Raw genomic sequence first — 22,296 nt, forward strand, 5'->3', positions numbered from 1 at the left:
ATTACTCGTTGCTGTACTGCCCTCTGAAAGGTGTTCAGTCTGATCAAAATAGGCTGCAGGTTCATGAGCGAGATAGAACAATTTTTTTGAATCGCTCGTTGCCCAAAAACTCGAATTTTCGCTGAAACAAGGCGGCGAGCCGAGCGTCTGCTGTTGCGAAGAAAACCTGCTTGCGCATACTGACGGCAAGATCACGCAGGTAGTCCAAGAATGACAGCGCGTTTAGATCATCAATGTGCGCAATGGGGTCATCGATCAACAGCACCGGAGGGGCAGTTTCTGCGCTGCGGTTCAACGCTAGAAATATCGAAAGCGCTAGTGCGGCACGCTGGCCTGTACTTACCTGTGTAGCTGTATGCGTACGATGGCCATCTCGTGTGATGAGGAGATGCTCTCCATTGAAGTCGCCCAGCGTGTACTCAGCTGGAGAGTGAATCCTGGCGAATATTTCGCTGACATGTCCACGTATCGACTCAAGAGCTTCCTGCGTTGCTTTCTCAAGGGAATGGTTTTCAACGATGTCGGCCAGTGCGTTAATGGCTATTGTGAAATTGTCCTTCCGCGTTACGGCCGCTTTGAGAAGGCTCGCGCTCTGTTGAAGCTCGACCGTTTTGGCGCTTAGCTCAGTACGCGCTTCTGTTTCCATATTTTCCGCATGCAGGGCACGATCGAACGCATTAATTGCATCCTCGACAGCCTGCAAAATCGGTTCTAGTGGTTGATCATCCGCAATAGTAATTAATTGTGCGGCATCCTCGAAGAAAAGCGTTGAAGCGTGGTGTCTTTCCAACTGCCGTTGGATCAAAAGAATCAGCTCCTTGGCGTTTTCTGCAGAAAGTCCTGTTGATACTGCAATAGCGCTCACCTGTGCATTCGTAAGCTTCAAAGCTTCGCGCAAATCAGCCGCAGATTCGTTCGTTTCCTCTGTGCTCGTCTGAATCTCGTCGATGCGTGTATTTATGACTGCCAGACTCGAATAATCCTGTTTAGTCCCCAACCATTGGATTGCGGCTGCCTCTGCGCCAGAGAAACCTGCTTGATCGGCCCCATACTGGTCGAGCGAACGCATGGCTGATTCCAGGCTTTCCAGCTCGATATTCGCTTCGATGAACTCATGATGTTTCACAAGCAGGCTTTGATGTAAATCGCGTACGGTAGTCGAATCCTGTGCGCCATTTGCATCGTGAAAGCGCTGCAATACCTGGAGCGCAGCTATCACTTCACGCTCTCGTTGGACACGATCTCTAGCAACCTGTGCTGCCTGATGAAGACCATTGGTGAAGCTTGAATTGTCAGAAGAGGTTAGCAATTCGATTTTATGAAGCAGCTCCCCATCTAAATGGGGGGTAGAGCAGACAGGGCAATGCAGTGCATCGCCTGTGTGATCAATGATGGATTGGACAAGTCCGCGTAGATCAGCACGAAGGGAAATTAACGACTGACCAAGACGCTCCTGCTGCAAAAGGCTTTCGGAGGCTGATTTCTCCTGCTGCTCAGCGAGAGCGAGGCTGTCCGTGGCGACCTGAAGAGCTTCGGAGAGCCCACGAACGGCATATTCAACAGGTAGCTCATGGACGTCGTCCAAGGACGTTCCCGCGAGGGCGATTCTTGCATCAGAAACCACACGCTTGGTCTGCTCAATTGATCTGGCAAGCGCTGGTGCACCGGCCTCGCAGTAGATCGACCATATTTCTAGATCACCGAGTTCTTCCTTGTAGCTCTCAATCAGAGCTTCATACTCGCGGAGCTCCTGACGCTTGTGTAGGTCTGACTCTTCCAGTTCCCGAATTTTTTCGAGCGCGGTGAGCAAAGCCTGCGCGCTCTGCCGTAGTTGAGTAATTGTGGCAGGCGAGGTTTGTGCCAGATTAATAGCTTGGTTTAGCCCTCGCGAAAGCGATTCAAGGCGAGTTCGGTCCGAGGGAGACAAAGGCTCATTGTCACCTTCTTGAATCCAGATAGCCCCGAGCTCACGCAAACTCGCACGAAATGATTTTGCAAAGGTTGAGGATTCAGTAGGGGAGTCCTGTAATCGCTTGACCTCGTTACCTAGCAGTTCGGTCTGCTTAAGCAGGGAAGGAATGCGTTCGCTGAAACTCGTGCGCTTCGCCACGGCGTCATCATGCAGCTTGTAGAGATCGGTCCAAAGTGCCGATGTTTCTCCACCTACCAGCAACAAACTCAGGTCTTGTTTTAGTTTATCTGGGGTCGATTCACCGGAGAGGCGGAATGCAGCATCGGTGTCCAAAAAATTGAATCGAGTGAATGACTGGGCGAGTGCGCCAGTATTTGGATTTGAGCGTCCATACCAGGCGAGATTGCGCGCCTTAAGGGTGGCCGGCAATGTGGTGCTCTTAACAGTGAGTAATTCACCGGATGCAGTGACGACATCCGCTTCGATATTTTTGAATGTGGCTTCAGGATCGCGACGGATACGCCCGCAATACAAGGCTTCGATGGACTCAAGCAACGATGTTTTGCCCGCACCGTTCTGTCCGAATATCAAATTCACATCGCCAAACTGAAACTGTTTTCCGCTGATGGCCGATCTAAATTCGCCTACCTGAAACCGACGAATCAACCCAGCGCTCAGAGGATCAGAGAGTGGCTGAGGAAGCGGCCGCGTTACCGGAATTGCATCGGCACTAAAGGCTTCCCCTGAACCGATCAGTTCGATTTGTTGGGTTCGCGCGCGTTTCTCCAACAAGCTGCTGAGAGCTGCCGCCCTTAAAATTTCTTCCCATTGAACGCTAGCATCTGTGGATACCAATGCGCTGTGTTCTTGAGTCGAGAGAGTATCAAAACGACCGAGGAGATCCTCCTCAGTTAGCACAAACTTTCTCGCAAAATGTCGATCCCTCTCGATGCGTGCTTTTGCTTCCAAAAAGCGATCGTCGATCTGCGATTGAGGGCCTGCCCAAAAGTACAGATAGCTGTTCCAGCGCTGGTCGCCATCAGCCGTGAAGAATTCACTCCCAAGCAAGCCTTCTTGAAATTTCGCAAGATTCGCTGCCCGCTGGATAACACTGTCTGATAGGTCGATGTAAGCCGTTGCGAAGGTTATTCCTTGGTAGATGCGTTCCCCGCGAAAAATGCCGTCGCCCAAGTCTTGAACCCGGGAGAGTTTTTCCGTGATCGTGTGACGTAACGAGGCTGAATCAACCATATGAGGGTTCCGTGTGATCGAGCGGAGTAACAGCGAGAAATTCGGTCTTGTCGTCTGCAGGGTCATCGAAGCGGGTTAGAGCATCAATTCCCGCAAACTTGAGTTCACCAAACTCCCGGTATGCTATGCACAACCGCTTTTGGTGGGGGCCACCGGCTTGGCGTAGCAGCTCATAAAGTTTGTCTGCGATCATTTCTAATTCGTGAGGTGGGGGCAAGTCACCTAGGTAAGCGATGAGCGTGGGTTTGTTATCTGATGTCATCACATTGAAATTAGGATCTGCCGCGTCCCATCGCAAAATAGACGTTGCATCGACTCCATCCACCTGCGGAGGCCATTCAACGCGGTTCAGTATTTCATGGTGAATTTGAGCCGCTGTACTAAGTCGTTGATGACGAAAATCTCGGCCTTCACGGTCCTGAGCGACGGTCAATCTGCGTACGACTTCGTCAGGGCCAATCTTGCAGGAGTCGATATCTTTCAGTGCGCACCAATTCGGGCGGCCAGTGATTTGTCCAGCGCTTAACGCTAGTACACGTTCAATGGCCAAAGGGTTTTGGGAGGCAATTACTTGCTGGAGCGCAATTTGCGAACGCGGGTCGCCAGCAGCAAGTGCAGTGAACCCTGCATCAGGGGCTTCTCCTACCATCCATTTTTGAGCAACAGGCGCCCATGTGTATCGCTGGAACGCAATCGGACCGTTGCGATTGGCGATGATTGCATTGCCAACAGTTAACACTTTCGGTACTCGTAGCTCGAATACCGCTTCGTCATAGTGGAAAACAAGAGCGTGGCGCCGCTCAGTCATGTAGGCGTAGTAGATGCCCAGATTATGATTCGGTATGACGATCTCATCTTTTGATGAGCAATCCTCTGCGGAGCAGTACCACGTCGATGCAGCAACGTTGCTCCATGCGTCAGGAGGGGTTCCAGGGGCACCGTATTGGACGATGGATTGCGCCCAATTTAGGCAGACGATATGGCAATTGCTGGCGCGCGGGTCTGTATTGAACGTTGTGGTTCGATAGTTTCGGTATGCTGCGTTACGTGGACTTGGATTGAGCTGAATATGAATCAATGTAGAGCGATCATTGAAGTCAGCTAGCCATTCATCCCTTAAAGCAAAGGCATCTGAGCAGATGATGACGGCCGCTGTTAGATGTCCACTACGGCCTCGAAATCTATAGATCTGAGTTCCCCGTCGCAACAATCGCTCCTCCAGAAAAAACTCATCTCTAGAAGGGAACGTTTTGAATTGAACAAGCGCGACCAGTCTAGAAGACCCGTCTGGGCGTTTGGCCTGAAACATCAGAACTACAGGGTCGAAGAGATCGCGATCGATTTCTAAGCCTTGCCATGGTTCATGAATAACTAAGCAGTGATCGCTAACGCTCTGTTGGAATTGCCCCAGCGCTTCTTGGGTGATGCTCTCGCAACCCAAAACCCAAAGGACACCTTCAGCTGGCGTGATGCCAGTGGCTATAGCCTCCTCCAGCGCTGCCCACGGCATGAAATATTCAGGCGTGACGGCAAGGTGCGCGCCTCTATCACGTGCCATCCGTAGCATCGACAAGCTCTTGGCCGTGGCGAGGGGCACATCGTAGCTACCAATGCGCTGCTCTGAGGCAAAAATCGGCCCACAGGGCTGCAGCAGTAAGCACGTGTAGCTGGCCTCCGTCGGCCGCAACATTTCCAGGTCGGGCTCTTGAAGACTGTGCTCTAAGAGGGCTAACGATACATCGCGCGTCGGCATACTTTTTTGTCTTCCGTGAGGAGCCTCAACAATAGTCGCAAAACGGTGGTGTTGGGAGTAAGTCTGGCGAATGTTTTTTTGCCGGACCTCAGAGTAAACCTCTCACATGCGGGCGCAGTCAGATCACTCGACCCAATTGGATTGGGTGATGATTTCTGCTTGGATCAGATTGGGATTCGCTCACCACATGCGGTGTGTTGTCAATTGTGACTTCTGGGATTTGCAGAAAGAGGATTGTCTAGCGTAGTCTTTACAGAAGGCATCCGGTAGGTGCCTGCCATCCACCAACGCAAAGCCAAGGCACTACCGTGACCGTACTGAACAAACCCTGTATTGGGTTCTCGTAGTGGATGACAGGCCCAGCCTCGGAGGCTGTAATGAAACGCACTCTTACATTCGCTGACGTACAACGCGTCAAGCATCTTGCCAAGCAACTCAAAGCCACTGCACCCGAACTGCCTCACACGAATCGTTTGGATTTGGCCGCTGCTGAACTGTGCGGCGCTCGAAATTTTCACGAATTGAACCGATGGTTTGATGTGGTCATCAATCAGCATGTGGACACACCTGAAGGTTCTAATAGTGTTAGCCACTGTCTTTACTGTGATTATCGTTTCGCCGCTGACCTGAAGTCAGATCAAAAGCTGCATCGAGATTTTCACGAGCGCGTCATGGAGGCGGAAGAAAAGCTGAAGTATCGACCAGGTACTTTTGTGGAGCGCGAGCTAATGAAAAAGGACGGATACGACGAGGTAAGCCACGGCAAAGAGGTGGCTGATCGGGTCGAAGGTCTGCTGAAAGTTACGCGGGGTTGGTTTGACCGATCACTCCACAGAGCGATCGACTCAGGGTATTGGAAAAAGCACCCCAGCTTCGAAGAGTATGTAGCAATGATGGTTCCCGAATTGGAAATCCTGCATTCGTCGCTGACTCCTATTCTGGTAGATCGCTATGGTCGGACTCCAGGAGTGATTCAGGAAGGTGAAGTTTGCTGGTCTCCGCGCTAACTCACACGTTAGGTTCAGCCCTACTTCGTTGAGGGGATTTTACCTTTGTAGCCCCTTGCATCGCGCTGAGGCAAGGGGCATTTGGGCATCGCCCATTTTCAACAGATCACGGCTGAAGTGCTAGATAGATGGCATGAGCTATCTGATAGTCGACCAGATGCTTACCGTGCGCATAGGCGGACACAAACTGACGGATTTCCGTAGGAGAAAATGAGAAATCAGTCGGTAGTTTCAGTACTTTCTTCGCCGCGCTGTCAGCAGAGTTACATTGCTCACAAACTACGCTGGGAGCGAAGCGAGGTTTGCACGAGGACAATCCTCCAGGACTGAAATACCTATTGCACGCATGGTCATGGTGCTCATGGTACCCACCGGCCCAGCCAGGGCGACGGCTTTCCGGCTTGTGCGGAAAAAGTATTGTCCATCGCAGAATTTCAAATTTTGTCCGCCAACAACCCGGGCAACGCCAGTCTTCCGAAAGCCGTTTGTAGATACGGTGACAGTGTGCGCCATCAAACGACAAATACTCTTCAAAACTGGGACGCTTAGCATTGAGGTTATTCTTGAGAACGCCGACTCGGTATGTGTCTAGTACCCCAGTTCCTTTGCAGGCGATGCATTGGCCGTTTGCGTAAAACTGTAGGTCTCCTTTAACGCAAACGCAGGGGCGGATTCTGAGAGTCATGGTCGAAGCCGGATCCTCTTGAGTGGTCTCGGTTTTGAGCGCTCATCTTGTATGGTATGTAGGTTTGGCGCAATTCCTGTAGACGCTAGCTGCGCTCTCCTTGCGCTGTCGCCGACGGTCATCACAATGGGAGTCGATTCTGTGCCATACCTGATTAATGATGAGATCTTTGCCACTAAAACGCTGGTCACCGAGCGGTGTCGCCAGATACTTAAAAGAACTCCCGACGGCTGCAGCATTGGTGGTGTAGATGCTGAGTTTCTCTTCTGCCTTTTTCTGCATCATGACGAATGGGCCGAAAAGTCTTCGGGCGGGGTGTCTGAGCTATCCGCTCAAACCACCATCCACGGCACGCGGTGTTTTGTGGTTCGCAGCCAGAGTGGCGCAGAAATCGACATCTCGTTTTCTCACGCTGTTCGCCTGATGCCGAACTCTCGCTCTGCCTCCCTCGTACCGCAAAAACTGCGGGATTTTCGCAACGGGGCTAGAACAGCGGTTCAGGATCAGATTCGCGACTTCCGGGATCAGGCACTGGTGACAACATCCAGTTGCTCAATTACTGGCGAAAATCTGAGTCGTTCTAACTCAGCTGTTGACCACGTTGCTCCTGACACCTTCGATCAGCTTCTGTTTAAATTCTGTCATCAGTACCTAATAAATCCTTAAACGTACGAGTAGGATCGCTGAACGGCGTGGTGGCGGTCATTGAAGATGAGAGGCTTTCATTTCAGTGGCAGGAGTTTCACCGGCAGCATGCTCGGCTAAGAATTGTGTCCCGTATGGGCAACCTTCAATTGAGTAAGGCTGTTGTACCTTGGTCGCAACTTTACGAGTGAACTCATGACAAGCTCGATCGCTATGATTGCCAAGCCTTTAGAGCAGTACCTTTGATTTAGGCGATCCAAAAGGTGCCTTATTTGAGAAAAAATGACATCCAACCTAACCGAAATGAAGAAACAGAATGAATGACCACACAGTTGAGTGAAGAGGAGATGCGTCGAGCGCTCTTCGGAGCAATGGACTCTACGAATACCTCAACGTCAGCTGGCCGCGTCGATACCTCGGTTGGTTCGAGGCCGGCACGAGGGTCGAAATCTGCGACCGTTGCAAAAGCTGCGTCTTCGAAGCTACGGGTTACCCTGCATGTGTCAACTGTGTTTGAGGGTGATTATGAGATTGTCCATTACGACACCAGTACCCTCAGCAAAATCGTTGCTGAAATGGACGCCAAGAAGAAGTTCAAGAAGAAGTACAAATACGTGACAGTGTTTTCGATAGCACAGATCTGAAGCTCCTTGAGGGTTAATAGATGCGTGGCTTTTCAGTCGTTCAGGAGGGTGGCTGAATGCGCCTGGAAAATATAAGGGCCGAAGCACGTCCGGATGGTGTGGCCTACACAGTGCTGTAACGCGAATTCTTATCAGTGAGGGCGACCATTGGTGCACGCAAAAAACATTAGCCTGGAGGACATACGAGACGCGATTGCTGCTTCGCTTCACAGTGTTAAAGCATACGACCTGCCTGGGCTGTGCACCAAGCTTGGTCTGGAGGTAGGGACCGAGGAAGAAGCCTATCGCAGCAAACGGTCATACGTTCGCTCTCGGTTGCACGGTCACAATCTGAACGAGCTGCTCGCCCTCGCAAAAAATGTCATCGATGAAATTGGGGATGCGGAACTGGAGGACTTGGTCGGTGAGCTGATGACGCCTGAGAGTCATCGCATCTCCGATATCACCAGACGTGCAATCCTCGGAACCTTGGACCAGGTCCATCCGCTTTTTGGTGAGATTCCAGCTTTGGATGGACTCAACGTGTTGAATCCAAATTGGGGTATGTCTGGGCCCGAGCACGGATTTCTCAACACGCTTTACACCGACGTTGTAGAGCATTTCGTACAGCGCAACGACTACTCCAACTCCACCGTACTGAAATACTGTGGAGCGATGACATGCTCACAACAGCGTTTTTTTGATCTGATCGCTTGTGTCCTATCTCCCGAATGCCGAACAGACCCAGAACAGAAAGTCCTGGTGCCAGTGCTTAATGAACTACTCGTGGCTGACGGTTTTTCACTGACGGTGATCAAGGAGATCTCACGCCGGGATGTTTATGGCATTCGACGCATTTCTTCAGGGGTACAGGGCGCCGCCAAGAACCTGATTTTTGCCTCGATCAACAGCAAGCCAGATCTGTATTTCACTGATGCGATCAACAATGAGGTTGGCATCAGAAATCAACATGACGCCCTAATCTATGACCGCGCATTGAGCGAGAAAGGTTTGCTATGGAGCGATCTCGTGGGCTGGTGGGGAGGACGCGAAGGTGTGGATGATCTGGATGTCGCACAGCGAAGCCTCTATCGTCGATTGAGAGATTCGGTGAAACAAGCGCGATCCCCAGGCGAAGCAGTGCTCTTCGACAGTTACTACCGTGAGTTGGCGCCACAGTTCAAAGAACGGTTACCGGCTTTGATTCCACAAGTCTATCTTCACTACGATCCAAAAACCTCACGGCAGAGGGGGCCAGACAAGGTGCTGCTGCGGGAGAGAATGGATTTCTTGTTACTTCTTGAACACGGTGTCCGGATAGTCATTGAGGTGGATGGGCAGCATCACTATGCAATCGATGGCAAGCCTGCTCCGGCTAGGTACGCAGCAATGGTTGCCGAGGATCGACGTCTGAGGTTACTGAGATACGAGGTTTACCGCTTCGGTGGAGGCGAGTTTCAGGACACATTCCTGCGCGATGGTGCCGTAGAAATTGGTGATCAATCGCGAGTATTGGCAGTTAATTTTTTCAAGGAGCTTTTCGCGCAGCATGGCATCACTAGGGAGGATGGCTAGAACCTCACTTATCTGGGCGTAATCGCAATTTCAACCGTGTTGATTTGCTCCGGAAGAAAAAGCGAAAGGTTGCGGGAAAATTGAACGCCAATACCCATGCACCGAGACTGTGGCCGTCATTTGGCGTGCCATGATCGTACGAAAGCCATTAAGCCCCTGCCCAAAGTCAGTCAGGGGCAGTTTCACTGTCGACTTCTGAACACGCTGCGTATGTTAATGCGACAGGGGGCGATGAGACTGGTCGCAGCCCAGTGGCCTCGCTACAAACGAGTAAATACGTTGTTGTCATACCCGCGAGTAAGAGGCAGCTCATGTAGGATGGGAAGGTTTCGACGGGCCACACTCGGCTCCTCTTCATCCTCTTGAGATTTTGCTATGACTGGGCACCTGGACGCCTTCATTTCCCTCGAGCGCACCTTTTCCAAAATCATTCTCGACTCCGACGCTAGCGACGATACGGGTCTTAGCGTCAGACCGGGGAGACAGGGGGCGCTGCAATGGCCTGATTTGCTCAGGCATCACCGAGTGATTGTGCTGTCGGAGGCGGGTTCAGGTAAGACTGCGGAAATCCGAAATGTCGCACGACAGCTTCGTAGTGAAGGTAAATCCGCTTTCTTCCTTCGGATCGAATACGTCCGGGAATTCTTAGAGGGTGCTTTCGAAGAAGGTACGTTCGAGGAATTTCAGAGCTGGCGTGCATCCGGCGCGGAGGGCTGGCTGCTCATGGATTCAGTAGATGAAGCTCGGCTGCGTGATCCTCGGGATTTCGATCTTGCGATCCGGAAGGTTGGGTTATTGACCAAAGACATTGGTTCGCAAGCGCACATTCTAATCACGGGTCGGAGCACAGCGTGGAGGGCTAGGACGGATCTTTTGCTCTGTAAACAAGTATTTCCTTACAAGCCAGACACCTCACGGATAGATGAGGTGCAAGGAGTGCATGCTCAGGACACTTTGGCTCAAACCAACGCAGAGCCACACGCCCCGTTCCTCCTAGTCACCTTAGACGACATTCATGGAGAGCAGATCGATCGCTTTTTGAGTGCCACTGGCGTCCAGGACATCAAAGCGTTTCGTACTGAGGTAGAACGTAAGGAAGCATGGTCTCTTACCACGCGCCCACAGGACTTTGTGGAGTTGGTCGATTTTTGGCACAAGCACCACCGTATCGGAACGCGTTTTGAACTGATGAAGAGCAGTATCGAGCGTCGCCTTGAAGAGCGTGACCAGAATCGCTCGGAACTCCGGCCCATTTCTGCGGAGAAACTAAGGGAAGGTGTTCGGCTCATTGCAGCAGCGACAACGCTGGGGCAGACATCCGCCATTCGCGTCCCTGACGGTGAGGACAACAAAAAAGGAATTCCCATTCGGGCAGTGCTCAAGCACTGGGATGATGGAGAGTGCGCCGCTTTGCTGAGCCGCCCGGTTTTCGACGAAGGCATTTACGGCACGGTTCGCTTCCATCACCGCTCTGTTCGAGAGTATTTGACTGCTGAGTGGTTACATCAGCTAATTCTGGACGAAGCATCTCGTGTCAGAATCGAGAACCTGTTTTTCCGCACTCAGTATGGGCTTGAAGTCATCGACCCAACGATGCGTCCAATTTTGCCGTGGCTGGCGCTACTGGACGCGCGCGTTTGCGCCCGGTTGGCTCGGGTCGCCCCGGAAGTATTCTTTGAGGGTGGTGATCCAGGCCAGCTTCCTCTGAGTACGAGGCGCAGCGTCTTGACCAAAGCATGCGAGCAGTTAGCGCAACCAGCCCATAGCTGGGGGCTAACCGACTATTCGGCTGTCCAACGATTTGCTCACACCGACCTCACCCAAGACATTAGAGAGCTGCTGCAGCAGTACCGCACCAACGACGACATTGTTTGGTTCCTGCTGAGAATGATATGGCAAGGGGAGGTCGTGGGTGCACTGTGCGAAGCAAAGCAGTTCGCTCTCAGTGCGAAGAATAAGCACAGCCGACTTGCAGCAATTCGCGCAGTCATCGATCTAGGGTCACCTGAAGATATCGAGCATGTGCGCGAGGCACTGTTGGCAGAAACCGGTGACATTAATCGCGACTGGCTAGCCGAAATGCTGGACAACCTTCCGTTCGACGAAAAATGGATACGATGGTTGCTGGAGGCAGTCGAGCGATCCGCCAAGAAACCGCGTTACAGTAGTGGTGACAAGCTGGCATCCGAGCTTTCCACCTTGGCCACAGACTGCCCCCAGGAGAGCCTTCCAGCAATCATCCGCGGGCTCAGCATACTTTTGGGCAAGCCTCCGATTGTTGAGCTCGGTATCTGCACTATTTCCAAAAAATATGGCTGGCTTGCGCAGATGGCTGGCAGGGCGATACTGCGTCTCCTTGAGGCGAGAGATGCCTTTACGCTCGACGCGTCCGTGCTGTCGATTTTGTGCATGCTTCCTCAAGCACAGATTTATGATGAGCTGAACGCTCGTGAGCTTTCCGACAGTCTCAGAAAAATTGTGCCGGCTTGGCCGCAACTCGACTATCAATTGTTCTGGCATGACGTTGCACTGGCCCGTAAAGGTAACGTCCATCGCGGAGAACCAGTGGTTAACGTCTGGCAGTTGACCGGCTTCCAACCATTCTGGTCATTTAATAGAGAGAATTTCGATCTCGTCTGCGAAGACATCTTCAGCCGCTCGGCCACGGAAGATCGTCTCATGGCGCTCAGCCTGGCATTTCATATCTACGCGGAAAATGACCGCCCGACTTCTTGGGAGAAGCAGCTGGAGAGGGCTGCCGGGCTCGATCCCCAGCTATCCGAAAAGTTAGAAACGCTTAGAAACCCACCGAAGCGAGTAGTCCAGGAATGGGAGCTAAAACAGGCGCAGTGGCAGGAAGAAGCAGCTCAGCGACAAGCTCTGGAAGAAGACCACCGTCGTTCTTGGAGGAACGGTCTCGCTGCAGACGTTGAGAGATTAAACAGCAATGAGCCGGGCGTGATGACTCATAGCCAAGCGTATTTGGTGGATCGGATGCAAGAGGGCTCGCCAGCATCAAACACCTGGGGCAGTGGCGATTGGCAGTCGCTCATAGGGGAGTTCGGCTTGCCCGTTGCTCAAGCCTTTCGCGAAGGCGCCATCAGCTTTTGGCGTGGTTACCGCCCTACGCTGCCCTCGGAGGGTGCAGTCGTCAACTCAACGCCATATCAGGTGATTTTTGGACTGATGGGAATTGCCATTGAAACCAAAGAAGAGCCCGTGTGTTTCTCGCAGCTTTCTGCTGAAGATGTCGAGTGCGCAACTCGTTACGGCCTACTGGAGCTCAACGGTTTCCCTGAGTGGTTTTCGAAGTTGTTTGGGCGCTTCCCTGAGTCGGTCCTCAAGGTTGTATGGCGAGAAATTGAATACGAGCTCGAAGCAGAGCACACGGAGTCCTTCGACTACTACATATTGCGAAAAGTGCGCTGGGGTGGGGGCTGGATGTATGAGTCGCTCGCTGCTCTGCTATTGGCGCGTCTCGAAAGCCCAATGAAAAGCCTGGAGGCACTTCAGCTAGCCTTGAGCATTGCTCAGGACTCCCCTATAGAAGATGAAGTCTTGGCCACGCTTGCGAGTACGCGAGCCACTGAAGAGATCAATCCAGAAATTGCTCCCACATGGTTTGCAGTGTGGATAGGTGTGGATCCTGCCCATGCTATTCCGGCATTGGCGGCTCGTCTTGATACACTTTCCTGTGACGAGGATAAGGCGAATTTCGCCATGCTTTGCTTAACGGTCATTGTGGGCAACCGGTTTGCCAGCCGGTGTCGGCAGAGCTACAAAACGGTCGAGCATGCGAAGTCTCTGTACCTGCTGATCCACACCCACGTTCGTATGGCTGATGACATCGACCGTGCTGGCAAAGGAGTGTACTCGCCAGGCCTTAGAGATGACGCTCAGGATGCTCGAGACGCACTTTTAGCTTTTATTCGAGAAACTCCTGGCAAGGAAGCCTTTCTCGCTTTGGGAGAAATCGCTCGTGAGCACCCTGCAGAACGTCTTCGAGCTTGGAGCGCTTTTTACGCTGAGCAGAAAGCTACGGCAGATGCTAGGACGCCTCCATGGGAGCCCACGAAGGTTGTAGAGTTTCACGAGGCGCTGGAAAGCACGCCATCCAATCATCGAGATCTCTGGAACCTTGCCATTGATCGACTTTGCGACCTCAAACACGACTTGGAGAATGGCGACTCGAGCATTGCGGAGATTCTCATACCGTTTAGCCAAGAAACCTCTATTCGCAAATTCATAGGCAACTGGTGTCGCGATCGCGCAGCAGGGAGATATGTCATTCCGCAAGAGGAGCAGCTTGCGGACGACAAACGACCTGATTTCAGGGTCCAAAGCAGTGTGTTTGATGGACCCGTCCCAGTAGAACTGAAGCTCGCGGATAAGTGGACTGGATCTCAGCTTTTCGAGCGCCTCGAGAACCAGCTATGCGGTGACTATCTACGAGACGTTCGATCGAGTTGCGGGATCTTTTTATTAGTCAATCACGGGGGCAAAAAGACCTGGGCTCCCCTTGGCAGTAAGCGGGTTTCCTTCAATGCACTCGTCACTGCCCTGCAACAGCATTGGGAAACCCTGGCGCCCCAGTACCCCAATGTTGAGGATATCAAGGTCATCGGTATTGACCTTACCAAGCGAGGTGGAGGTGCTGCGCCCAAGTCTTGATAAATCGAGGAAGAGAGGGTGTTTCGCAAGAAAAAAGCGACCACAGTCGGGTCATTGAGATGACTTAGTTCATTGGATTAAGCGGATGCCATTAGCTGGTCCGCTTTGTCTAACCGTGGAAAGTCTCGTTCCTTGATATACCGAGCAGCCTCCCGGGCAACCCTGAGGAAGGCGGCTTTTTTCGATGAGAGTCGTTACATGGGCTGCGGTCGTTGCTTTCTAAGAATGCATCTTTCTGCCAGACGTATTGCCGACATTTCAGAGGAGTTGAGAAGGGGCCTGCGACGGGTACCAAACCCAGCTTCTTCATGTGACTGGCCGTCTTCCTTGAGGTTAAACAGAGGGTTTTGGCAAGCTCATTTCCCAAAATGTAGGATTGCTTGAAGTTCTCGATCGCATCCAAATTGATCCGTTGTGATGCAACACCGTTTTTGAGTTCAACGGTCGAATTCAGCAGCCCGTAACGAATGAGGGTATAGGCGACGTCGTTTGCAATATGGAGAATTTCGGCAGCCTGTGGAACGCTTAGCGATTGAGAAGCAGTCATTTGACTTATATGCGCGCTGAGCCAGGCCTGCCATTCATTACTTCCCAGTCGCCACTCTCCAATCACACTGGCATCCGATTTTGCTTTGATTGAGACGGATAAGGTGCCTTCCTGAATTGCTTCAAAAAGGTGAATTACCCATTCCCCTGACAGGAAGGGATGACGAAGTGCATCACTCAAGGAGAGGGTGCTCGTGCTTGGTCGTCGGTGTTTGAGGCATGCTTTGGAGATGTCGAACGAGTTTGTATCGATCCACCACGATTGTCCTGCAGCGGGCCGACCACCTCGGCAAGTAAAACAGCCGTTTTTGCACAGCACTTTGATGGTGCTAATTGGCAGCTTTAGTTGATTGGCGGCTTGCGCAATATTCAACAAAGGAGGCAGGGTAGCGGCGAGCTGTCTAGCTTGTATCAGATCGACGACAATCGTTTTGTTGCCGCATGCAGAGATGCCTTTGTAGCTGAGAAGTTCACCTTCGGCGATCAACCGTTTAAGCAGTTGTACGTCAAGGTTGAGTGCCTTTGAAGCGACCTCCAAAGAAACCAGTTGCCGGGACTCACTGGGTAAATGGAAGCCGAGATGCGAATTGCCTCGGGTGGAGTCTGGATGAAGTGAATGCGTTTCAAGCTCAGAACGAACAAAATCAAAGGCGTGGCTCGTGAGTCCTTCATAGATGTTCATTCTCAAACGATCTGCATGTCTCGCCGCTGAATTCCTCTTGGAGGTAGCAATAAGGGCATCCAGTTTTTGAAGTGAGCAATGAAGTGAAGCTGGCCAGTCCGACAAAAGTCGGCCGGCCATCGCGGTCATGAGATAAACGCTCTCTACCTGACGCAGGTTGTTGGTTCTCTTTGAAAAGGCATTTTCAGCGATGCTTCCAAGGTCTGCTAACCACATTGTAATGCAGTGAAGATCCAGGGCATCCAATTGGTCGATGGGGGAGCCGCAGTGGGAGTAGGTGCCCCTCAGTCGCTTTTCAAATTCACAACACAACCACACCGCCTCTTGAGAGGCGATGTCGTGCGCTGTTGCACAGTTAAAGATTGAGGCACCACAACGCAGACATTTTTGGCATTCGATGGTTTGGAGGTTGAATGGACTTGCGCAGTGGTGGCACCGATCTCTGAGCAAAATGTTATGTGAAGCGCAGACTGTGTTTAGTGTCAGGTCCCAGGGCTCCTTGATTTGTTGATGCTCCGAAAAACAGGAGGTGCAAATTTTGGGATTTAGACAAGACCACGTTTTGTTAGTGGTTTGAGATGTCAGGTGCTCATAGGCTGATCTCCACGTTGTTGGGAGCAGTGAGTCCGGAAAAATGTTCGGCCCTGTAGAATCCCTAAAGTGTGCCACGAGATCTGTTAACTTTAAAAAGTTGGCGGCAGCTACTCGTTGCAGGAAATTCGTCAGGCTTTCGCCAGGAATAACACTCAGGTCAACTGTTAGGCCGAACATCGGTACGCTCTCCTCTAATTAGAAGAATGGCTCCACGATTCTCGCTTACTCAAAAAGCTCTCCACGCCGGACAGAATAAAGCGGCACCACTTTCGTTGCGTCCCTGCAGGGATCGCGCCAATGACGTGAGAAATGCTGTTGTATACAGTGGCGGCCGTCTCGTTGTACGACCTAAAACTTCGAGTGGAGGCTAGTAGCCTGTGGAAACCATTCGGCCAGTCCGATAGTGCGCTGGTCGCCTTTTTACAGCGCCGATGACAAAGTTTTAGGCTCACGACTTTACGGTTTAAGTCCAGGTACGTCGTACCCGGGTCTTCTGACAGAGCAGCTAGAAACGCCAGCAACTCCAGTACGTCAAGCAACTCCATCGAAAGAACTTCATCCGGATAAAAGCGACTGCCATCAGCAATAGGTTGCCTGGTAAATTTGGCCGCAATGATGCTGCCCATCTCTTGTAGCGGCTCAGAACAGTCAGTTGAGTACATTTTTGAGTAACGTGCGCCACACGAGCAACGATCGTAAGCGGGGCGTGTTGCTGATAACGGCTTTTCACATGCAGGGCAACTGTCGATCAGCATACATTTATGAGTCTCGCAGACGGAAAACGGGGCTAACGACCAATATGACTTCCCGTATCCAAGTTCTTCCACGCAATGTGGGCACACGCGGGACGAACTGAGCGCGAGGTGCTTGATCGGTAACAGATGCCCCTGCAGCCTAATCGTCGATTTGCTCATTAGGGTTGGAATGGTTGGAGATAGTGCTCTCAGGTCCTGGCCTAGCGCTACGCCTAACTGCAGGTGTCGCGTAGTCGACATCACCCCATTTTCCGGAAGCATGAGTGCACGCTGCAGAATGGAGATACCTGAAAGGTGATTCAACGTAGATACACGGAAGAGTAAGCTTTCAAGGCTTTCCCAAGGAAAAAGCTTGGTTTTGATCAATAAATTGATGGTGGGTGGTGCAGGCACCTCATTTGCGGCGTGCATTCTAAGCATTGCGGCAAGTTCTCTGGCCTCATTTTGCTCTCTCAATATTATTAATTGTTGGTCGACGTGTTCAGCGCTTTTATAAAGCATGGTGGCGCTCCTCGTTATTGTTGATCCTTGTCAACTTTATAGAAAGGTTCGTTGCGCCCGATAAGGGAGCGGAAGTTAAACTGAGAGGAGAAAGGATTGCGGTTGTCCTTTGCGTCACTCCAAACTTCGTCGACAAATGCCTGGGAAAGCACCTCTAGGGTAATTCCCTCCAGTTTGTTTTTCATAACAAGAAATACTGCGCGATCAAGTATCTTTATCAGATAGTCTATGAGCCCGTAAGAGGCGTAGTAGAATCTCTGCAGCATTTCGCTGGTTGTGAGGCTGACGGACTTAACTTTGATAATGGTCTCCAGGGTTTTGAGTAGCGAGGAGAAGTAGTTTGAGGAAGAGTTGCTGGTTTTGAATCTGTCAAAGTCAATAGTGGCGGAAAAACGCCTGCGCAATTGTTGGTCATTGTTCAAGATTTCTTGAGTTTCTCGCATGCCTATAAGGATCACAGCAACACCGGTGTGGTTCATTAAATACTTGATCCATTTGCTTGTTTCTTCAGTGTTTCGGCGATACTCAACGATGTGTTGGACTTCGTCGAAAATTATTAGCTCAGTTCCGATTGCCTTAATTAAGCCCACAATTCGAAGCAATTTGAACTCCGCCGAGTGGCCATGCTTTCTCGCAAAAGGATCTTGTAGAGCTTCCAGAAACGCTTCCCCCATCGATTTTGTGGTGGGCTTTGAGGGTATGTCCATGTAAATGGTCTTAAACTCATTACCATCAGCGACCTCAATGCGACGATCCTTTATGATCTTTTTGATCATGGTGCTTTTACCAGCGCCGCTGGGTCCACAAATGACAAGTCCTTTCGCCTTTCCAGAGGCTCTTGTATCATCGATAACTTCATATACTCGGGCCGAAGTTCGCTCGATCTGAGGGGTGGTAATGAAATGGTTGCTTAGCCTGGAGGTCTCTCCGGTGGCTGGTGTCAGACTCATGTCACACCTCCATTGGGGAAAATGATTGAACAGGGAACATCGACGGAGTTTCGTCGTTATCATTTTCCACAAAAGGATATTCATAGGAGTTCGGTGAAGGTGCTGCTATGGGTTGGCTGCTAGAATTTTTATTCAAAGTAGCCTCTTTTTTTGCAGCGTCACGTCGAGTACGCAGTTTGTTAGAGCGACGCTCCTCTTCTATATCTACACGGAGTTGATGGTATGCGCGCTGAATGGCCTCTCGATCTATACTGCTTACGTTTTCGAATTTAGCTGCTTTTGTCGCAACCCTGTATAAGTCCCGGCTCATACCTACGAGTCGTTTGTCCTTAGCAGGAACTTCAAAAAAAACGTTGCGGAAAGGATCGTGTACCCAAATGTGACCGAGCTCGTCGCGATATCTAATCTGGACCTTTTTTTCTTCGCCCAATCTAATTCGTAAGCTGGCGAGCTCATCAGAGTGATAAAAGTTGTTGGACAGTTGTATGCCATACGCTTGTATAGTCGAAATTTTTCTGTGCGATAACGCGGTCTCAAGGGCGTCAAGATCTGCTGGCATCTGTATGACACGAGATGGCTCCACGGCTTTCCAGAATGCCATGGGGGTCTTCAAACCAAGCCCTTTGTGTGGTGTTTGGTGATAGATATCGACTATCCATTTAATAAGGGCTGACTCTAGGGCCTGTAACGTTAGGCACGCGTGCTTTTCAGGAATGTAATCACCGCGTTTTTTGACATCTGAAAAGGTTGTGCCTGGAAGCGTATGAATGAGACCCATATTTAGCGTTCTAAAAAAACGCTCGACAGCACCTTTCATTTGAGGGCCCCTAGAGCGTGGGAACATTATTTCGATACCCATTTCCGTAAATGCGATCACCAGATTGTCAGCGTGAAATTCGGCAGCGTTATCAGGAACAATACGCAAGGGGAGGCCGCGAGCTGGCCATTCATTTATCACCTTAGGAAATTTCGCGAGCCAAGATGCTTTGGGAGTAATCGCTCTTTCTATCACGCGCAAAACACTTTCCGTATTGGCTGCGGCAAAGTGAATCCAGTACGCCATGATCATCCTGCTGTAGCGATCTATTACGACAGTGAGGTTAGGGCGTCCAATCACCCGGCCTGTAACTGGATCCACCACCATTACATCGAGTGCCGTATGGTCAATTTCCCAACGATCAAGAATATTGTTGACGGTAAGCTGTCCAACCGCTTTCGAGAATTTTTTATCTGCCGCATGCCGTCCATTTTTTTTGACTTCGACCTGATAAGGGTCGAGCTTTTCGATATAGCGTCGAACAGTAGATTCAGAAATGTGTTTCAGCTGTACGGAGGGCAATTTATCCTTGTTGTATTCGAGGGTCCGACGAATGAATTCTTCGTAAACATGCTTAATTGGTACCGACTCGGGTTTAAAATAAATCGTATTTAGAACATCTAGGAGCAAGTCCTCTAGCTCAGGAGTGAATACTGCTGCTCGACCTTTTTTTGTGTGCAGAGGTACTAAAGCAACAATGCTGTTACCTTTCGCTTTGTAATACCAGCGTCTAAACGTAATCGCTGAAGGGGCTCCCTTCGGGTCTTCAAGCTTCTTGGCAATCACCGGAAGCTGTTTATTCAGTTCTTTTCTACTAGGTAACTCGCCTTCAAAACTTGCTGCATCGAGATAGCGTTTACGTCGCACCGCCTCTTCCGAGTGATGTTTCGGAAAACACGTCAAATCTGGAGCGACATTACGAACGTATGGGATTTTGCCCAGGTGAGGCTGATTTTGATCGATGGTGATCTTTCGTTCATTGAAAAGACTATAAAATTCTCTCTCGGAGAAGATAATAGGTTCTCCGTATTCGTCCTTGAAGATAAGTTTGTGGTTTATGCTTTTCCCCATGAAGCGCATAGCTCGATCTTCATGGATTATCACAAGGGACGGTTTAAGCGAAAAGGTTTTCATGGCGATGACCTCCGCTCAGGAAGATTGGAGTCGAGGCGGAAATAGGATTTCTCAGATCTATACCTATGTAACCCAAACCCAATAATCGCCATGCTTCTTGCGCACCCAATAGCTCAATCAAGTCAGCCAGAGTCTGAGGAGAATTGCTGTTAAACTTAGAACTCAAGCTTTCACTGTACGCTTCCGATACATCCTCTCCGCGCCGGTGGTACATCAGCGTTAGAAGGTTGTCTGCCATTGGCATCGCGAGAATTAATTTTTCTGTCGCAATATGAAATGTGCGCTCCGTACTTTCGAAGTGAGCTTGTATCGCCTTGGTTTTCAGCGTCACCTTATGGTTGAGAAGGCGCATCGATGGTTTAACTTCAAACCACACGGTCGTCCCATCGACAAAGTTGACGCGTACGTCCGGTATATATTTGGTTTCGCTGTCGTCCATGGAAAATACTTCTAATGACGGCTGGACTTCATATGTCAGGACTTCAGGGGAAAGCTCTAGCAAACGAAGGAAGCTAGCTTCCAACTGGGATTCCCAAGCAATAGGCAGTCCATTTTTACGTGACGGGTGAAATCCCCTGAAATGGTTGGACCTTCGCGTTACGACTTTTCGTACAGGCATCTGCAACTCCCTCACGAGCGTGCGTCTACACAACGCTCGACAAGTGCATTGGGTTTGAGGCTTTCGACAGGCAACACTTTCCCGTCGAGTAGCCTCGCTGAAATCGAAGTTATGGGAGGGGGTTGACAGACGACGAAAAAATGGAAGAAACTACGAGCACCACACTAGTAGTTGCTTCATTTTTTTTTCGTCGCGGTCTTAACCCCTCAAGGTTGGCCGCGTTTTACATTCTGGTACCTCCTCTCTTGAAGCTAGGTAGTGAGTCTAAAACTCATTTCTGGCTTTTTTCGTTTTTATGACGAACGGCTCATAACCTCCGGCAAAACCAGAGTGTCTTGCTAACCAATTTTTACACGTAGTTATAATTTCCTGAATCTATCAGGGGTTCAATAACGTGTAAGTGTAAAGCTCTTTAGATACTCTTCCTGTGCATAACACGTAAGTGTATTCCGGCATCTGCCTTTGGGTTGATAACGCGTAAGTATATTTCTGCGCCTGACTACGAAGCCGATAACACGTAAGTGTATTTCTGAGGTGGTTCGGCGCGCCGATAAGGTCGAATCTTAATTCAATAAAATTCGCGATGACAATAATTATTTCGAGGTTGTTAGATTTATTTTTTTGTAAAAAGTATTTTTATAAGTAAGTGTCTGGCGGAATTTTGTTAAGTATTTATAGATATTCGAATGCGCAGTGTGCAATGTGCAGTGCACATTAAGGTTCGCTACTTATCTAAGAGCAGCCGCTTGCCCAAGATGAAGAATTTTTTGTAGATCTTCAGCAATGCTGAAACCCCTTTTCAGCACGCTGCTGAAGCAAGCTTTCACCCCTTTTATCGCATTCCATGTGGAGAGCTTCGTTAAAGAAAACAATTAGTTAGATAGGCTGTCTGGATCATTTATTTGCCATTTTTGCCATCTTTTTTGAAAACCTACAGTCGCCACCAGGCTGGAATGATTTGCCGGGCTTAATAGGAAGCATTACTATTCACGCCCCTTTCTTCAGCACACCGCCCAATCCCCCATGCGTCCCCGCAGACCCGGCTTTTTCGAGCATTACGAAGAGTTGATCGGCACCTGGACCCGGCGCCTGCGCAATCGCGCGCAGGCCGAGGATCTGGCGCACGACACTTTTGTGCGGGTGCTCGAATCCGATTCGGCGACGGTGCAGCAGCCTCGGGCGTATTTGCATCAGACCGCGCGCAATATCGCGGTCGACGGTTATCGGTGTGAGGATCGGCGGGGTGCCATGGAGTCGGAGGCGATCGATCACAGTGCGTCGTCGTCCGGCGACCCGGAGCATTACATGCATGCGATCCAGTTGGCCGATTCCATCGAACGGGCGCTCGGCGAACTGCCGGTCAACTGCCGGAAGATTTTTGTCTGGCAGAAGATCGAAGGGCTGACCCAGGCGGAAATCGCCGATCGCCTGGGGTTGTCCAAGAACATGGTCGAAAAGTATATGATCCGCACCCTGCGGCATTTGCGTGATCGCCTGGACGGGTTGCAGTCGTGAATGGGCGTTATGGCGAAAAGATCGCAGCCTTCGGCAGCTCCTACAGGGGGTTGTGTGTCTT

The 22,296-nt window shown here is 50.7% G+C and carries 13 protein-coding genes; 6 read left to right on the plus strand and 7 right to left on the minus strand.

Annotation, left to right across the window (positions count from 1 at the left end):
• Positions 1–61 precede the first annotated feature (61 nt).
• Positions 62–3,163, minus strand: a complete 3,102-nt coding sequence (locus ACZZ0B_RS06865; RefSeq protein WP_463544683.1) for an AAA family ATPase — start codon at positions 3,161–3,163, stop codon at positions 62–64.
• Positions 3,156–4,853: a hypothetical protein gene (locus ACZZ0B_RS06870; RefSeq protein ID WP_463544684.1), complete on the minus strand. Its 1,698-nt coding sequence runs from the start codon at positions 4,851–4,853 to the stop codon at positions 3,156–3,158. Before ACZZ0B_RS06870 ends, ACZZ0B_RS06865 begins: the two co-directional genes overlap by 8 nt.
• 440 nt (positions 4,854–5,293) lie before the next feature.
• Between ACZZ0B_RS06870 and ACZZ0B_RS06875 the strand changes: the two genes are divergently transcribed.
• From ACZZ0B_RS06875 to ACZZ0B_RS06895, 5 genes are all read left to right on the plus strand, one after another.
• Positions 5,294–5,923 carry a hypothetical protein gene (locus ACZZ0B_RS06875; RefSeq protein ID WP_463544685.1) on the plus strand — a complete coding sequence of 210 codons (630 nt, stop codon included), beginning with the start codon at positions 5,294–5,296 and terminating at the stop codon, positions 5,921–5,923.
• An 826-nt stretch (positions 5,924–6,749) separates the two neighbouring features.
• Positions 6,750–7,274: a DUF3223 domain-containing protein gene (locus ACZZ0B_RS06880; RefSeq protein ID WP_463544686.1), complete on the plus strand. Its 525-nt coding sequence runs from the start codon at positions 6,750–6,752 to the stop codon at positions 7,272–7,274.
• Between the two features lie 299 nt (positions 7,275–7,573).
• The gene (locus ACZZ0B_RS06885) at positions 7,574–7,897 is read left to right on the plus strand and encodes a hypothetical protein (protein WP_463544687.1); all 324 of its coding nucleotides are present in this window, start codon (positions 7,574–7,576) and stop codon (positions 7,895–7,897) included.
• A gap of 150 nt (positions 7,898–8,047) precedes the next feature.
• A complete protein-coding gene (locus ACZZ0B_RS06890; RefSeq protein WP_463544688.1) occupies positions 8,048–9,451 on the plus strand; it encodes an AbiJ-related protein in 1,404 nt (467 codons plus the stop codon).
• A gap of 375 nt (positions 9,452–9,826) precedes the next feature.
• Positions 9,827–14,122, plus strand: a complete 4,296-nt coding sequence (locus ACZZ0B_RS06895) for an NACHT domain-containing protein (RefSeq protein WP_463544689.1) — start codon at positions 9,827–9,829, stop codon at positions 14,120–14,122.
• Positions 14,123–14,231: 109 nt separating this feature from the next.
• On the opposite strand, the gene ACZZ0B_RS06900 is transcribed toward ACZZ0B_RS06895, so the two are convergent.
• From ACZZ0B_RS06900 to ACZZ0B_RS06920, 5 genes are read right to left on the minus strand one after another with little or no spacing between them, the layout of a single operon-like run.
• Positions 14,232–16,121 carry a TniQ family protein gene (locus ACZZ0B_RS06900; RefSeq protein WP_463544690.1) on the minus strand — a complete coding sequence of 630 codons (1,890 nt, stop codon included), beginning with the start codon at positions 16,119–16,121 and terminating at the stop codon, positions 14,232–14,234.
• Between the two features lie 14 nt (positions 16,122–16,135).
• Positions 16,136–17,200: a TniQ family protein gene (locus ACZZ0B_RS06905; RefSeq protein ID WP_463544691.1), complete on the minus strand. Its 1,065-nt coding sequence runs from the start codon at positions 17,198–17,200 to the stop codon at positions 16,136–16,138.
• 14 nt (positions 17,201–17,214) lie between these two features.
• A complete protein-coding gene (locus tag ACZZ0B_RS06910) occupies positions 17,215–18,150 on the minus strand; it encodes a TniB family NTP-binding protein (protein ID WP_463544692.1) in 936 nt (311 codons plus the stop codon).
• A 1-nt stretch (position 18,151) separates the two neighbouring features.
• Positions 18,152–20,101: a Mu transposase C-terminal domain-containing protein gene (locus ACZZ0B_RS06915; RefSeq protein WP_463544693.1), complete on the minus strand. Its 1,950-nt coding sequence runs from the start codon at positions 20,099–20,101 to the stop codon at positions 18,152–18,154.
• A complete protein-coding gene (locus tag ACZZ0B_RS06920; RefSeq protein WP_463544694.1) occupies positions 20,082–20,720 on the minus strand; it encodes a TnsA endonuclease N-terminal domain-containing protein in 639 nt (212 codons plus the stop codon). The genes ACZZ0B_RS06915 and ACZZ0B_RS06920 overlap by 20 nt, the downstream gene beginning before the upstream one ends.
• 1,023 nt (positions 20,721–21,743) lie before the next feature.
• Between ACZZ0B_RS06920 and ACZZ0B_RS06925 the strand changes: the two genes are divergently transcribed.
• A complete protein-coding gene (locus ACZZ0B_RS06925) occupies positions 21,744–22,235 on the plus strand; it encodes a sigma-70 family RNA polymerase sigma factor (RefSeq protein ID WP_463544695.1) in 492 nt (163 codons plus the stop codon).
• The last annotated feature ends 61 nt before the right edge of the window (positions 22,236–22,296 follow it).

This window comes from Pseudomonas sp. AC247, from assembly GCF_979258015.1.